This window comes from Streptomyces noursei (genome assembly GCF_001646665.1).
Taxonomy (GTDB): Bacteria; Actinomycetota; Actinomycetes; order Streptomycetales; family Streptomycetaceae; genus Streptomyces; species Streptomyces lavendulocolor.
Map to the genome: position 1 here is coordinate 186,731 of NZ_LWBU01000373.1, position 13,225 is coordinate 199,955.

Annotated in this window: 14 protein-coding genes; 3 read left to right on the top strand and 11 right to left on the bottom strand. The window is 74.6% G+C overall.

From position 1 onward, the window contains the following. Positions 1-2: 2 nt before the first annotated feature. The 6 genes from A4V12_RS28945 to A4V12_RS28970 all read right to left on the bottom strand — a co-directional run bounded on the left by A4V12_RS28945 (position 3) and on the right by A4V12_RS28970 (position 6,768). On the bottom strand, positions 3-719 hold the full coding sequence (locus A4V12_RS28945; protein WP_234372365.1) for a helix-turn-helix domain-containing protein: 717 nt from the start codon (positions 717-719) through the stop codon (positions 3-5). 100 nt (positions 720-819) lie between these two features. Continuing rightward, positions 820-1,689, bottom strand: a complete 870-nt coding sequence (locus tag A4V12_RS28950; protein ID WP_064072388.1) for a geranyl diphosphate 2-C-methyltransferase — start codon at positions 1,687-1,689, stop codon at positions 820-822. A 45-nt stretch (positions 1,690-1,734) separates the two neighbouring features. Next, positions 1,735-3,000 (bottom strand): family 2 encapsulin nanocompartment cargo protein terpene cyclase, encoded by a 1,266-nt coding sequence (locus tag A4V12_RS28955; RefSeq protein WP_064072389.1) that lies wholly within the window; start codon positions 2,998-3,000, stop codon positions 1,735-1,737. Positions 3,001-3,055: 55 nt separating this feature from the next. After that, entirely contained in the window at positions 3,056-4,489 is a 1,434-nt protein-coding gene (locus A4V12_RS28960; RefSeq protein WP_064072390.1) for a family 2B encapsulin nanocompartment shell protein, read from the bottom strand. 263 nt (positions 4,490-4,752) lie between these two features. Then, positions 4,753-5,787 carry a PucR family transcriptional regulator gene (locus A4V12_RS28965; RefSeq protein ID WP_064072391.1) on the bottom strand — a complete coding sequence of 345 codons (1,035 nt, stop codon included), beginning with the start codon at positions 5,785-5,787 and terminating at the stop codon, positions 4,753-4,755. 114 nt (positions 5,788-5,901) lie between these two features. After that, positions 5,902-6,768 carry an AraC family transcriptional regulator gene (locus A4V12_RS28970; protein ID WP_064072392.1) on the bottom strand — a complete coding sequence of 289 codons (867 nt, stop codon included), beginning with the start codon at positions 6,766-6,768 and terminating at the stop codon, positions 5,902-5,904. Between the two features lie 127 nt (positions 6,769-6,895). Between A4V12_RS28970 and A4V12_RS37740 the strand changes: the two genes are divergently transcribed. Next, positions 6,896-7,042, top strand: a complete 147-nt coding sequence (locus tag A4V12_RS37740) for a hypothetical protein (RefSeq protein WP_159028950.1) — start codon at positions 6,896-6,898, stop codon at positions 7,040-7,042. Here A4V12_RS37740 and A4V12_RS28975 read toward each other — a convergent pair. From A4V12_RS28975 to A4V12_RS28985, 3 genes are all read right to left on the bottom strand, one after another. Further along, entirely contained in the window at positions 7,033-7,827 is a 795-nt protein-coding gene (locus A4V12_RS28975) for a Clp protease N-terminal domain-containing protein (protein WP_064072393.1), read from the bottom strand. The two genes, A4V12_RS37740 and A4V12_RS28975, sit on opposite strands and share 10 nt — an antisense overlap. A gap of 81 nt (positions 7,828-7,908) precedes the next feature. Next, complete coding sequence (locus tag A4V12_RS28980) at positions 7,909-9,048, bottom strand: ABC transporter substrate-binding protein (protein WP_064072394.1); 1,140 nt, start codon at positions 9,046-9,048, stop codon at positions 7,909-7,911. A 308-nt stretch (positions 9,049-9,356) separates the two neighbouring features. Then, a complete protein-coding gene (locus A4V12_RS28985) occupies positions 9,357-10,310 on the bottom strand; it encodes an NADP-dependent oxidoreductase (RefSeq protein ID WP_064072395.1) in 954 nt (317 codons plus the stop codon). 70 nt (positions 10,311-10,380) lie between these two features. Here A4V12_RS28985 and A4V12_RS28990 point away from each other — a divergent pair, with 70 nt between their 5' ends. Further along, a complete protein-coding gene (locus A4V12_RS28990; protein ID WP_064072396.1) occupies positions 10,381-11,346 on the top strand; it encodes a GlxA family transcriptional regulator in 966 nt (321 codons plus the stop codon). Positions 11,347-11,407: 61 nt separating this feature from the next. Here A4V12_RS28990 and mmuM read toward each other — a convergent pair whose 3' ends face one another. Further along, the gene (gene mmuM / locus A4V12_RS28995; RefSeq protein ID WP_064072397.1) at positions 11,408-12,334 is read right to left on the bottom strand and encodes a homocysteine S-methyltransferase; all 927 of its coding nucleotides are present in this window, start codon (positions 12,332-12,334) and stop codon (positions 11,408-11,410) included. Positions 12,335-12,437: 103 nt separating this feature from the next. On the opposite strand from mmuM, the gene A4V12_RS29000 reads away from it, so the two are divergent. Next, entirely contained in the window at positions 12,438-12,665 is a 228-nt protein-coding gene (locus tag A4V12_RS29000; protein ID WP_064072398.1) for a DUF5133 domain-containing protein, read from the top strand. Between the two features lie 167 nt (positions 12,666-12,832). Here the strand turns inward: A4V12_RS29000 and A4V12_RS29005 are convergent, their stop codons facing one another. Next, positions 12,833-13,222, bottom strand: coding sequence for a thiol-disulfide oxidoreductase DCC family protein (locus tag A4V12_RS29005; protein WP_064072399.1), 390 nt, complete (start codon positions 13,220-13,222; stop codon positions 12,833-12,835). Positions 13,223-13,225: the final 3 nt, after the last annotated feature.

Consider the following 13,225-nt stretch of genomic DNA (forward strand, 5'->3'; position numbering starts at 1 on the left):
CGTCACGCGTGGGCGTACGGCACGTCGATCCGCCGCCCGCTGACCCGGACCGGCGTCACGGCCACCCAGCCGGCCCGGTCACCGCCGGCCCACGGCGTCCCGTACGCCTGCCGGTCCAGCTCGCGCACGGCCGCCGGGTCGGTGACCGGGTGGGGCGCGCCGACGACCAGGACGCTCCAGCCGCGGCACAGCGCGTCGTCGATGTGGTCCACCTCGAAGGCGACGCGTTCGTCCCCGGCCGGTGGCGCCAGCGTGCCCGGCGTCACCCGGAAGGCGACCTCGCCGTCGGCGACCAGGTAGTTCACCGGGAGGATCGCCGGGCCGTCGGGCGTCGTCACCGCCACGTGCCCCACGCCGTGCGTGCCGAGCAGGGTGCGGCACTCGTCGAGATCGAGGTCGGTGAACTCGGGGTGCAGCGGGGCGTGGGCCGTGCCGGGCGGCAGGTCGGCGGTGCCGCCGGTCAGCTCCACGACACTGGTCTCCAGGGCGTCCGCCAGCCGCAGCAGGAAGCCGATCCCCGGTGTCGCCGGCTGCTCCTCCAGGTACTGGATGTACCCCGGCGCCGAACCCGCCCGGACGGCCACCTCCTCGCGGCTCAGACCGAGCTGCTCCCGGCGCGCGGCGACCCGGCGTCCGATGTCCCCGCGGCACGGGCCGTGGGCGTGGGCACCGGACTCGTGACCCCGCAGCAGCGATTCCTCGGGCATGTCCTGGGGCATGGGAGGCACCGTCCCTTCCGGGTGCGCGACGGCAGGCTGCCTACCAGCCCACGGTACGCCTCGGAGCGCTCCCACACCCGTGCCGGACCCGTCCGGGGCGTCAGACCCGGTCCGCCGCGATCAGCAGGTAGTGGAAGCTGCCCTCCTTGTAGGCGGTCAGGAAGGGCTCCTCGATGCCCGTGGCCAGCGCCGACCGGGCGCGCAGCTCCCAGTACGGGATCGTCCGGGCCGTGAGGTCCACGACGCCGATCGGCACCAGGCCGTTGGCCGCCATGGCCTTGAAGTACTCGCTGCGCGGGTGGATGTTGCAGGTGTAGTGCTCGTCGATACGGCTGACGGCCTTGGAACGACCGCCCGTGAGGTCGTTGTAGCAGCCGGTGATGCAGACGTAGCGGCCACCCCGGCGCAGGACCCGGGACATCTCGGCGTACAGCTCGAAGAGGTCCACGTACATCGTCGTCTCGTTGGTCCACGCGGCCCGGCGGGAACCGCTCTCCAGGCGGGTGTCCAGCATGTTGCGGAAGTGGAACCTCACGCGGTCGGAGACGCCGCGCTCCTCGGCCTGGGTGTTGGCGAAACCGACCTGGTACTCGGAGATCGACACTCCGTCGACGTGGCAGCCGAAGCGCTGGTTGGCCATGATGCTGGTGCCGCCGCGCCCGGAGCCGGCGTCGAGCAGCCGGTCCTCGGCGGTGACGGGGCCCAGGTGGTCGAGCAGGACGTCGGCCTGCGCGGTCTCCAGGCGGTGCAGTTCCCGGACGATGCGCTCCTGGCGGGTGTCCTCGGGACCCTCCAGGACGGCCGGGTCGTAGTCGCCGAGTCCGTAGTGGTGGTGGTAGAGGCCGTCGACCTCGCCGAGCCGCAGGTTGACCGGGTCCTGCTGGTTGGTGTTCCAGTACGCGGCGACGGACCGCTGGAAGTCGGTGCGCAGCACCTCGTGGGAGGGGGTTGCCGGGGTGGTCGTGGTCATGCTGGGGGACTCCTTGGGATGTGTGTGGGGGGTCGGGGCGGGGGGTCAGGCGGCGTTCGCGTCGTTGTAACGGGCACTGCCCGCGTGCCACTCGCGGTTGCCGCCCACCCACGCCCAGGTGCCGGCCAGGAACCGGCGCAGCTCCGGGGAGCCGGTGGTGGAGAGTGCGGCCGCCTCGGCCTCGAACGTGTGCATGAGCTCGTCGTGGATCTCGACGCTGAGCTCGACGGCCACCTCCATCGGGCACTGCTCCTCGGCGGCGATCAGCATCGGCAGGCTGAAGTCCGTGGGGTCTTCCTTGCCCATCGAGTACAGGTCGTTCATCAGCACGGTCGCGGTGCCCGCCAGGTTGAACGCCCGGCGCACCCGCGGATCGGAGAACTCGGCCATCGGCACCTCGTAGCCCGCGACGGCGTCGACCAGCACCATGCACGGGATGAAGCTGTTCTCGTGCCGGTGCATCAGATACTCCCAGACCGGCGGCCGGTGGCCCTTGGTGTGCCAGACGCCCTCCTGGCCGTACGCCACGAACATGATGGCCAGCTCGTGGCGGAGTCGGCGCACCTGGGTGGTGGTGGCGTGGTCGTGCAGGCCGGACAGCGCGGAGCGCAGGGCCATGGCGACCGGGTCCTGCCGGACGACGCGCTCCAGCTGGGGCGCGTAACGCGCCGGCAGTTGCGCCTGGTCGATCACCGAGTGGGCGATCGCCAGCCGCCGGCCGAGCAGGTCGTGGCGGGCCTCCTCCGCCTCCCCGTCGACGTAGTGGTCGTCGACGGCCCACTCGGCGAGGGCGCACCGGGCGGCCGCCAGCAGCCGGTCGGGGTCGTCCGTCTCGGGGTGGGCCAGCATCATCAGCCGGCCGAAGCCGGCCGAGCGGACCATGTCGAGGCGGCCGGGGTAGATCCCGATCTCCTCGGCCCAGGCCACCAGCCGTTCGTTGACCACCTCTCCCAGTGCGGGGTCGTCGCGTACGGCGGGCGGGCAGTAGAGCCGGGGCCTGGCCGGCGCGCCGGTCCCCGCCGCCGCGGACGCGGCCGTGGACGCGGGCGGGGCCGTGGAGGCGGCCGTGGACGTGCGGGGCCGTGCGGGGGTGCGCGGCGCGGGGGGCGCGGCCGCGGCGGGGCCCGGCACGGTGCGGCGGGTGAACAGCCGGGCGGCGGCCGTTCCCAGCCCGGTCGGCCCGGTCGGCACCGTCGGGACCGGCGGGGCGTTCAGCTTCGCGGGTCCCGCCGCTCCGGAGAGCAGGGTGCCCACCAGTCCCGCGAGTTCATGGCCGGCCGTGGGCGCGGACATCCGGGACAGCAGTGACACCGTCTAGCCCTCCTTCGCCGTCGAGCACCGCACGTCGGGCGCGGTGGGGCGGCTGCTACTCGGCACGGGGACGTACCTCGACGTTCTCCAGGATGCCGACGGCGTCCGGAACCAGGACCGCGGCCGAGTAGTAGGTGCTGACGAGGTAGGAGATGATCGCCTTCTCGTCGATGCCCATGAAGCGGACGTTGAGGCCGGGCTCGTACTCGTCGGGCAGGCCGGTCTGGTACAGGCCGATGACGCCCTCGTTGTCCTCGCCGGTCCGCATGGCGATGATCGACGACGTGTGGTGCTCGGTGATCGGGATCTTCCCGCACGGCAGGATGGGGATGCCGCGCCAGGCGGGGATCTGGTGGCCGCCGACGTCGACGCTGCCGATGTACAGGCCGCGCTTGTTGCACTCCTTGCCGAACGCGGCGATCGTGCGCGGGTGCGCGAACAGGTACTGCGTGTTGCGGCGCATGCTGATCAGGTCGTCGAGGTCGTCCGGGGTGGGCGCGCCGGAGTGGGCCTGGATGCGCTGGTTGTAGTCGGTGTTGTGGAGCAGCCCGAAGTCGGGGTTGTTGACGAGCTCGTGCTCCTGGCGCTCGCGCAGCGCCTGGATGGTGAGCTTGAGCTGCTGTTCCGTCTGGTTCATCGGCTGGTTGTAGAGGTCCGCCACGCGGCTGTGGACTTTCAGTACCGTCTGGGCGACGCTCAGTTCGTACTCGCGCGGGTCGAGTTCGTAGTCGACGAAGGTGGTGGGCAGGTCCGGTTCGCCCTCGTGGCCGGAGAGGAAGCTGATCTCGACCTCGCCGTACTTGTTCGTCGGCTTGTGCCCGTTGGACGTGAGCCCCCGGACGTGGTCGCGCAGCGTCTCGTACTGCCCCGCCACCTGCTTGTACGCGGCCTGGGTGAGCACCAGCGCGGTGGTCCTGGTGGTGGCGCGGACGGTGAACTCCCAGGTGGCGGCGGGGTCGCCGGCCAGCATGCGGCCGCCGAACGAGTCGCCGTCGGCCAGCATGCCGAGCCGGGTCTCGGCGTCGTCGTACTTGCCCTTGCCGATCTTCTCGACCTTGCCGTGCGCGAGGAGGAAGACCTGGTCCGCCTTGCGGCCCGCCTCCACGATGACCTGGCCGGGCTCGAACTCCTTCTGGACGAACCTGTCCGCGAGCGCCGCCAGCGCGGTGGGGTCGGAGAACCCGCGCAGCAGCGGCAGTTCACCCAGCTCGGCCGGGACGACCTGCACCTTGGAGCCGGTCTGCACGAAGGTCACCCGGCCGTCGCCGACGGCGTAGGACAGGCGGCGGTTGACCCGGTAGGTGCCGCCCGGCACATGGACCCAGGGCAGCTTGCGCAGCAGCCAGCGGGAGCTGATCTCCTGCATCTGGGGCTGCGACTTGGTGGTGGTCGCGAGGTTCCGCGCCGCCCGGGTGCTGAGGCTGAGCTGGATGCGCTCCTGGGTGTGGATCTCGGGCTCGGCGGGGGCGGGGCGTGTCTTGACTGCCATGAACTGAGGTCCCTTTCGTACGGTGGTCCGCGCGGCGGGCGGCCGTCCGTACGGGCGGGCGACCCCGCCAGGCGTCGTCACGCGTAGTGAATATCTGTCACGCAAAGTGAGGGGGGATTGGCGCACGTGTACGCGTGTCGAGCGGTAGCGCGGCCCTGCGTACGCGCCCCCCTGCCTGCGCCCCCGCGCCCCCCATGGCTTCCGGCCGCAACCGGGCCGTACCGGAGTGGTGAAACGTTCCGTCGTGCGGTCCGCCGCACGGTTCAGTCGCCGAGGAGCCGCCAGGCGGTGAGCGCGAGGGCGGCTCGGGTCAGACCCGCCGGCTCGGTCAGGTCGATTCCGAGGACCTTCGCGATCTGTTCCAGCCGGCGGGCCACGCTGCTGTGGTGCAGGTGCAGGAGGTCGGCGGCCCGGCGCAGTGAGCCGGTGGCGCAGTAGGCGTCCAGGGTGTCGAGGTCCTCCGGGCTCTGCGCGATCCGGGCGACGGCGACCACGTCGGCGTTGTCCCGCAGCGCGTCGTCGGGCACCCGTGCCAGCAGCGCCAGGGCGCCCAGCGTGTCGTAGGGGACGACCGGCCGGCGCGAGGTGGTGAAGCGCAGTGCGGTACGGGCCTGCCGCCAGGACCGGTCGGGGCCGTCGGCGGCGCCGATGCCCGCGCGGACGCCCGCCGGCAGCCCTGCGCAGTCGACGGTGGCGGCGAGGACGACGCCCACGTCGCCGACGAATGCCGCCTTCACCGGACGGGCCGGGCAGAGCAGACCGCCCACCCGGTCGAGGGGGAGCGCCGAACGCACGGCCACGACGCGCACCGGCCGGTCGGCGGGGAACCCCAGGAGCCGCAGCGCGCGGGCCCGGGCCGCCTCGTCGCTGTCGCCGCTGACCGCCAGCTCGACCAGGGCGGGGTCGGCCATGGTGGAGCCGGCGGGGGCGTACCGCTCGACCGCGGCCGCGACGGCGATGGCGAGCCGCTCCAGCAGCACTTCGTCGAGCGGCACGGGCGGGCCGGACCGCTCCAGCCACACGGTGCCGATCTCCTCGTCGTCGAGGGTGACCGGCGCGGTGGTGGACGCGGCGGACGCCGGGACGGCCGCGTCCTTGCCGTCGGGCGCCATGCGGATCGTCCGGCCCGTGCCGTGCAGCCGGATCCCGGCCACGCACTCGGCCAGCCCCGCCGAGGCCCTGGCGAGCGCCGGCAGGTCCACCCGCCGGCGCATGAGTGTGTCGTAGAACGCGACGACGCGGATCGCCCCCTCGGCGAGCGCGTCAAGTCCCGACAACCGTACGGCGAGTGCCTCCATGGCAGGAGCATAGGCTCCGGTCCGCCCGCCGCCCGTGCGGAGTCCGGGCCACCGGCCCGCCGCCCCTCTCCGGCGGCGGGAGAGGGGCGGCCGGCGGTGGCCGCGCGTCCTCGGTCAGACCGCCGTCCGCTCCACCGGGATCCACAGCTCCGCGTCCGCCCGCGCCCCGTCCGGCGACAGCCGGGTGCGCAGGATCTCGGGCCCCGGCCGGCTCCGGTAGGGGTTGGACGGGAACCACTGCGTGAACACGTCCCGCCACAGGTGCTGGAGCGTCTGCGGGAACGGCCCGGAGCTCTCGAAGACGGCCCACGTGCCGGCGGGCACGGCGAGCGCGTCCATGTCCTCGGGCACCTCGGCGCCGCTCACCGCGCCGTGGTAGTAGTCCAGTTCGGTGCCCTCGGCCCGGCTCTCGTGCAGGTCGTCACTGACCGAGACGATGCCCCGGGGCTCCTGGTCGGACAGGCTCTCGATGCGCTCCAGGGTCTCCCGGCCGAGCCCCCTGATGAAGGCGGCGATCGCCGGGTTCATCCCCTCGTGCACGAGCGGGACCCGCGCCTTCCTGCCCACCACCCGGAACGCGTCCTTCTCCACGACCTTGTACTGCATGCTGCCACTCCCTTCGACGACGAGGCGGAAGGACATCCGTGGCTGGGACCGCAGAGGCGCGCCGTTGCGCCTGGCCTCTCCCGGACCGACGCCGTGCATGGCGCGGAACGCCCGGGCGAACGCCTCTCCCGAGGTGTACCCGTAGCGCACCGCCACCTCCAGCAGGGTCCGCTCCCCGTCCAGCACCTCGGCGCCGGCGACCGTCAGCCGCCTGCGCCGGACGTACTCCGACAGCGGCATCCCCGCCAGCGCGGAGAACAGGCGCCGGAAGTGGTACTCCGACGTCACCGCGATCCGCGCCAGGTCGGCCGTCTCGATCCGCTGGTCGAGATGGCGCTCGATGTGCTCCATGGCCTGGTTGAGCCCCTCCAGCACTCCGGACTCCCTTCCCTTTCGTCACTCACGCTAGGAGGGGCCCACCCTCCCGGACCCGACATCCTGTGCCCGGTCCGGTCGGGTGCGCGCCGCGGTGCCGTAGTGGGCGGCGCTGACCGTGCCGGCGGTGCGGACGGTGCCGGCGGTGCGGACGGTGCCGGCGGTGCGGACGGTGCCGGCGGTGCGGACGGTGCCGGCGGTGCGGACGGTGCCGGCGGTGCGGACGGTGCCGGCCGTGCGGACGGTGTCGGCGGTGCGGACCTGCTACTCCTGATCGGTCCGGTCGGTCCCGGCCGCCCCCGCGGCCGGTGCGGCCGGTGCGGCCGGTGCGGCCGGTGCGGCGACCGCCGCGGCCAGGGCGCGGGCCACCTGGGTCTCGGTGGCCGCCTTGGTGATGCCGAGGCCGGTGAGGAGACCCTCGCCGTCCTCGAACTCCAGCAGGGCGAGCAGGAGGTGCTCCGTCCCCACGTAGTTGTGGCCCAGCCGCAGGGCCTCGCGGAAGGTCAGCTCCAGGACCTTCTTCGCCCGGGCGTCGAAGGGCACGAGGTCCGGGGCGGTGTCCACGCCCGGCGGCAGGGCGGCGGTGGCCTCCTGGCGGACCGTGTCCAGGAGCACCCCCTGCGCGACGACCGCCTTCGCCGCGATGCCCTCCGGCTCGTGCAGCAGCCCCAGCACCAGGTGCTCGGTGCCGATCTCGTCGTTCCCGGCCGCGCGGGCCTCGTTCTGCGCGGCCATCACGACGTTGCGGGCGCGCGGGGTGAAGCGGCCGAAGCCCTGGGAGGGGTCGAGGTCGGAGGACTCGCCGGCCTTCGGTACGAAGCGCTTCTGCGCCGCCTGCCGGGTGACGCCCATGCTCTTGCCGATGTCGGTCCAGGAGGCGCCGGAGCGCCTCGCCTGGTCCACGAAGTGGCCGATCAGGTGGTCGGCCAGCTCGCCGAGGTGGTCCGCGGCGATCACGGCGTCGGAGAGCTGGTCGAGCGCGTCGCTGTGGGCCTTCTTGATGGCCTCGATGAGGTCGTCGAGGCGGACGGGATGCGTCATGCCGACTGGTTTCGTCATGTGTCAACCGTAGGTTGACATGAAGAGCCGTGTCAACCCGAAGTTGACAACGGAGTGGAAGTGGGCGCGGCGGCGTGCCGGCTACAAGGCCCCGTCCGGCAACCGGAGTTCGCCGCCGACCGGCAGGCCGTCCACGCCCCGGCCGTCCACGACCACCAGCTCGTAGGGGTGCCGCCGGCCGCGCTGCCACTGCCCGCCGGCCAGCCGCACCGTGGCGATGTGCGGTTCGGGGCCGGACGTCCAGTCCAGCGGGCCCGCCATCGTCTCCAGGCGGGTCGACCCGAGCGCGGCCGCGACCGACTCGGGGACCGTCGGGTCGTCGGCGGTGTCCAGGGCGTGCGCGGCCACCTCGACGAGGGCGTACGCCAGGCCCAGGGGCTGGAGCCACTGGCCGCCGGTGGCCCGCTCGTACCGTTCGGCCAGCTCGGCGGCGCTCGTACCGTCCAGGGACGAGCGGTACGGGTGGTCCGGGGTCCAGTAGACCAGCGTCGCCACGTCCGCCTGGGGCGGCTCCTCGGCCGGGGCCGTGACGGCCGGCGGGTACGCCAGCCAGCGGGAGCAGGTGATCAGCCGGAGCGGCAGGCCCCGCGCGGCGGCCGCCCGGCGGAACACGCCCAGGTCCGCGCCGGTCGCCGCGCTCGTGACGACGTCCACGCCCGCCTCCGCGAACGCCGCCGCGTGGGCGTCCAGGGCCGCGGCCGGCTCCCGGTACCCGGCCGGGTCCACCAGGCGGTGGCCGCGCGCCCGTGCCGCCGGCAGGAAGCCGTGCCTCCCGTGCCGCGACCAGGTGCCCTGCGGGCCGTCGTTCCACAGACACCCGACCGTCCGCCCCGCGCCGCCGGCCGCCTCCCACAGGTCGGCGAAGGTCTCCGCGATGTCGTCGAGCCCCCAGCAGAAGTGGTACGTCCACCGCCGCCGCGCGCCGCCGTAGTAGTACACCTGCCAGGGGAAGGTGCTCGACAGGCACGGGACGCCCGCCTCCTCGCACGCGTCGGCGACGGCCGGCAGCACCTCCGTGCCCGCCAGCGTCACCACGATCCGCGCCCGCTCCGCCTCCACCAGCTCCCGCACGGCCCGCCGCGCCCCCTCGCCGGTGGAGCCGCTGTCCCGGCCCACCAGGCGCAACCGCCCGCGCAGTGCGGGCCCCAGCAGGTCCATGACGTACGCCAGCGGATCCCCCAGCCGCGCCAGCCGGCCCGTCCGCGCGACGACCACGCCCACGGTGGGGACCCCCGAAGCCGGCCCCGCTCCCGCCCGTGTGTCGGCGGTCCTCGTGCCGCCCGCCGGGGTGCCCGCGGCCGGTCCCGCTCCCGCCCGTGCGTCGGCGGTCCTCGTGCCGCCCGCTCGTGTGTCCGTGGTCCCGCCGGCCGCCGGGGCCCCCGGCAGGCCCGTCCGGTGCGGCTTCCGCTTCCCTGCGCCGTTCGTCTGATCCATGCCCCTCACAACGCCGCCGGCGGGGCGGGTGTCACGCCCGTCCCGCCGTCCCCTCGTCCCCCGGGAGTTCGCGCGGCGGCGCCGCGGCGAGGGCGTCAACCGACGGTGAGGACCAGCTTCCCGGCCGTCCGGCCCGTCTCGCCCCGCTCGTGCGCCCTGGCGGCGTCCGCGAGCGGGAAGGTGCCCTCGACCGCCGCGCGGAGCCGGCCCTCCTCGACGAGCCGGGCGATGGCGTTCATGCCCGCGTGGTCGGCCTCGACGAGCAGCAGCTCGGTGCGTACGCCGTGCTCGCGCGCCCGCGCGGCCAGTTCCTCCCCGCCCATGGGCAGGATGGACACCAGCAGGCCGCCCCGGCGGAGGGTGCGCAGCGAGCGCGTCCGGTAGTCGTCGTCGCCGATGGTGTCGAGGACGACGTCGACGTCGGCGACCTCCTCGGCGAAGTCCGCCTCCCGGTAGTCGATCACCTCGTCGGCCCCGAGGTCCCGCAGGAACGCGTGCTTCCCCGCGCTGGCCGTACCGATGACGTACGCCCCGCGCGCCTTGGCGATCTGCACGGCCAGGTGTCCCACGCCGCCGGCCGCCGCGTGGACGAGCACCCGCTGCCCGGCCTCCACCCGGGCCGTGTCGACCAGGGCCTGGTAGGCGGTGAGCGCGGCCAGCGGCAGGGCGCCGGCCTGGACGTGGTCGATGCCGGCCGGCTTGCGGGCGAAGGCCCGCGCGGGACCGGTGACGTACTCGGCGTGGGAGCCGGCGCCGTGCGGGTAGGGCAGCATCCCGAACACCTCGTCGCCGGGCCGGAACAGGGTCACGCCCATGCCGACCGCCTCCACCACCCCGGAGACGTCCCAGCCCAGGACGTACGGCGGGTCGCCGAGGAAGCCCCGGCCGCCGCGGTGCTTCCAGTCGGTCGGGTTGACCCCCGCCGCGCGGACGCGCACCAGCACCTGGGACGGCCCGGGCTCCGGGCGCGGCAGCTCCACCTCCTTGAGCACCTCGGGTCCGCCGTGGACGTCCTGGCTGATCGCGCGCATGGTCTTCGTCGTCGTCATGTGCTCCACCCTGCCGGGGCCGGACCGCCGGAGAAATGGCAAGATTGCCAATATCCGATAAGATCGTGCCATGCATCGTGTGGTCGTCCTCGCCCTCGACGGCGTCTATCCCTTCGAACTCGGCATCCCCAACCGGGTCTTCGGTTCCGCCGACGGCCGCTACGAGGTGCTCACCTGCTCTCCCGACGGCGGGCCCGTCCGCACCGGCTCGGACTTCTCGATCACGGTGGAGCACGGCCCCGAGGTGCTGGCCACCGCCGGCACCGTGGTCGTCCCGCCCTTCGACATGACGCTCGCCACCGCGCGGGAGCTGCCCCGGCCGGTCGCCGACGCGCTCGCCCTGATCCGCCCGGGCACCCGGATCGTGTCCATCTGCACGGGCGCCTTCGTCCTGGCGGCGGCGGGCCTGCTCGACGGCCGGACCGCCACCACGCACTGGGGGCTGGTCCCGCTCTTCCGGCGGCTCTTCCCGCACGTGGCGCTCGACCCCGACGTCCTGTTCGTCGACACCGGCGACGTCGTCACCTCGGCCGGGGCCGGCTCGGGCGTGGACGTCTGCCTGCACCTCGTGCGCGAGGACCACGGCAGCGCGGTGGCCAACCAGGTGGCCCGCGCCTGCGTGGTACCGCCCTGGCGCGAGGGCGGCCAGGCCCAGTACATCGAGCAGCCCGTGCCCGAGACGTCGGAGAACGGGACGGGCGCCACCCGGCACTGGGCGCTGGAGAACCTGCACCTGCCGCTCACGCTCGCCGACCTCGCCCAGCACGCCCGGATGAGCGCGCGCACCTTCGCGCGCCGCTTCGGCGAGGAGGTGGGGACGAGCCCCGGCCGGTGGCTGATCCAGCAGCGCGTCGCCCGGGCCCGGCACCTGCTGGAGTCCACCGACCTGCCGGTGGACCGCATCGCGGGCGAGGTCGGCTTCGCGACGGCAGCCTCCCTGCGCCAGCACCTCCACGCCGCGATCGGCGTCTCCCCGCTGGCCTACCGCCGCACCTTCCAGGCCGCCGACCGCGCCCTGACCCGGGCCCCCGCCTGACGGGCCCCGGGTTCACGGGCACGGCCCCCGGCCGGCGGCGACCCGGCCGGGCGGGCGGCGGTCAGCGCGTCCGGGCGGCCAGTCCGGCGATCGCGTCCGGGCCGACGCGGCAGCAGCCGCCGATCAGCCGCGCGCCGGCCCGCCACCAGCCGGCGGCCAGGTCGGCCGAGAACGTCGGGCGGCCCCGCCAGGCCCGGGCCCCGGGGTCCCACACCTCGCCGCTGTTCGGGTACGCCACCACGGGCTTGCCCGTGACGCGCGCCGCCACCTCGACCGCGTGGCCCACGTCCTCGGGCGCACAGCAGTTCACCCCGACGGCGACGATCTCGTCCGACTCGGCGGCGACGGCGAAGGCCTCCTCCAGCGGGTCGCCGGCCCGCGTCCTGTCCCCGGCGACGGCGTACGACAGCCACGCCGGGACGCCGAGCCCGCGCACGGCGCGCACCAGCGCCCGGGCCTCGTCCGCGTCCGGCACGGTCTCCAGCGCGAGAGCGTCCGGGCGGGCGGCGGCCAGCACCTCCAGCCGCGGGCGATGGAACCGTTCCAGTTCGGCGACGTCCAGCCCGTACCGGCCCCGGTACTCCGACCCGTCGGCGAGCATCGCGCCGTACGGGCCTGCGGAGGCGGCCACCCACAGCGGCCGTCCGGGCGCCTTCGCCTCGGCCCGCCGGGCGGCCTCCCGTGCCAGCTCCACGGCGAGCGCGAGGAGTCCGGCCGCCCGGTCGTGCCCGATGCCGCGGCGCGCGAAGCCCTCGAACGTCGCCTGGTAGCTCGCCGTCGTCGCCACGCTCGCCCCGGCCTCGTAGTAGGCGAGGTGCGCCGCCACGACCGCCTCGGGCCGGTCGGCGAGCAGCCGCGCCGACCAGAGCTCGTCGCCCAGGTCGTGCCCGGCGGCCTCCAGCCGGCCGGCGAGCCCGCCGTCGAGGATGACGGGGGAGTCGGACGAGGTCAGCGTGTCGGCGAAGGCGGGGGCGGCGGCGCTGGTCATGGAGGTGAAGCTAGCCCAGGACGACCGGGCATGCGGAACGGATCACCGGGTAACAGGGCCCCACGCGGACAACCGGCGCTTGGCGTCAGAAGGGAGACCGGCCGTGCTGATGGCTCACCCCGCCGTCCTGAACAACCTGGTCGAGCAGTACGAGACCCTGCGACTGCTGCACGCCGAGGAGGGCAGCCCGGAGGTGCGGGAACGCATGGCCGAACTCGCCCGCACCCTGTGCGTCGCCACCGGGACCAACGACGTGGACACCGCCCTGGTCGCGGCCCGCCACCGGCTCCCCGGCGCGCGCCCGGAGGACGACTCCCTGCTGACCACCTGACGACCCGACGTCCGGACGGCGGCCTCCTGACGGCCGCCGTACTGATGTCCTGACGCCACGCCCGCCGGTGCCCGCCCGGGCCGCCGGACCGTCCGGTCCCTCCTGACCGCCCGGTACGTCCGGTCCCGCGCGGGTCGCCGGTGTGCCCGGGCCCGGCCCGTCGGTGGTCAGGAGCCGTGCGGGCGCCGCGCGGGGACGGCGCAGGACCCCGTGCCGCCGGGCAGCCGGTGGCGGTTGTCCGCCACCAGCCGGTAGACCCCGTGGGCGGCCCACCGCACCGGCGGCAGCAGGAGGAGCGCCCCCGGAGGGGCCCAGACCCCGCCCGTGCGCAGGAGGATCTTCGCCACCGCCTCGGCACCGCCGTACACCCGGCCGGGCGGGGTCACCCACAGCACCTCGTGGCCGGCCCGCTCCGGGGTCACCCCCAGTGCGGGCAGGTCCGCCGACTGCCACGGCACGACCACGCAGTCGGGGCGCAGCCGGCGCTCGACGAACGCCACGCAGGCCGAGCAGAAGCCGCAGTCACCGTCGTAGACGAGCACAGGTCGGGTCCGCATGGG

What these genes read in the sequence shown, in the direction of transcription:
- A4V12_RS28945 (WP_234372365.1), bottom strand. Translation starts at nt 719, where the DNA reads ATGCCCCAGGACATGCCCGAGGAATCGCTGCTGCGGGGTCACGAGTCC.
- A4V12_RS28950 (WP_064072388.1), bottom strand. Translation starts at nt 1,689, where the DNA reads ATGACCACGACCACCCCGGCAACCCCCTCCCACGAGGTGCTGCGCACC.
- A4V12_RS28960 (WP_064072390.1), bottom strand. Translation starts at nt 4,489, where the DNA reads ATGGCAGTCAAGACACGCCCCGCCCCCGCCGAGCCCGAGATCCACACC.
- A4V12_RS28965 (WP_064072391.1), bottom strand. Translation starts at nt 5,787, where the DNA reads ATGGAGGCACTCGCCGTACGGTTGTCGGGACTTGACGCGCTCGCCGAG.
- A4V12_RS28975 (WP_064072393.1), bottom strand. Translation starts at nt 7,827, where the DNA reads ATGACGAAACCAGTCGGCATGACGCATCCCGTCCGCCTCGACGACCTC.
- A4V12_RS28985 (WP_064072395.1), bottom strand. Translation starts at nt 10,310, where the DNA reads ATGACGACGACGAAGACCATGCGCGCGATCAGCCAGGACGTCCACGGC.
- A4V12_RS28990 (WP_064072396.1), top strand. Translation starts at nt 10,381, where the DNA reads ATGCATCGTGTGGTCGTCCTCGCCCTCGACGGCGTCTATCCCTTCGAA.
- mmuM (WP_064072397.1), bottom strand. Translation starts at nt 12,334, where the DNA reads ATGACCAGCGCCGCCGCCCCCGCCTTCGCCGACACGCTGACCTCGTCC.
- A4V12_RS29005 (WP_064072399.1), bottom strand. Translation starts at nt 13,222, where the DNA reads ATGCGGACCCGACCTGTGCTCGTCTACGACGGTGACTGCGGCTTCTGC.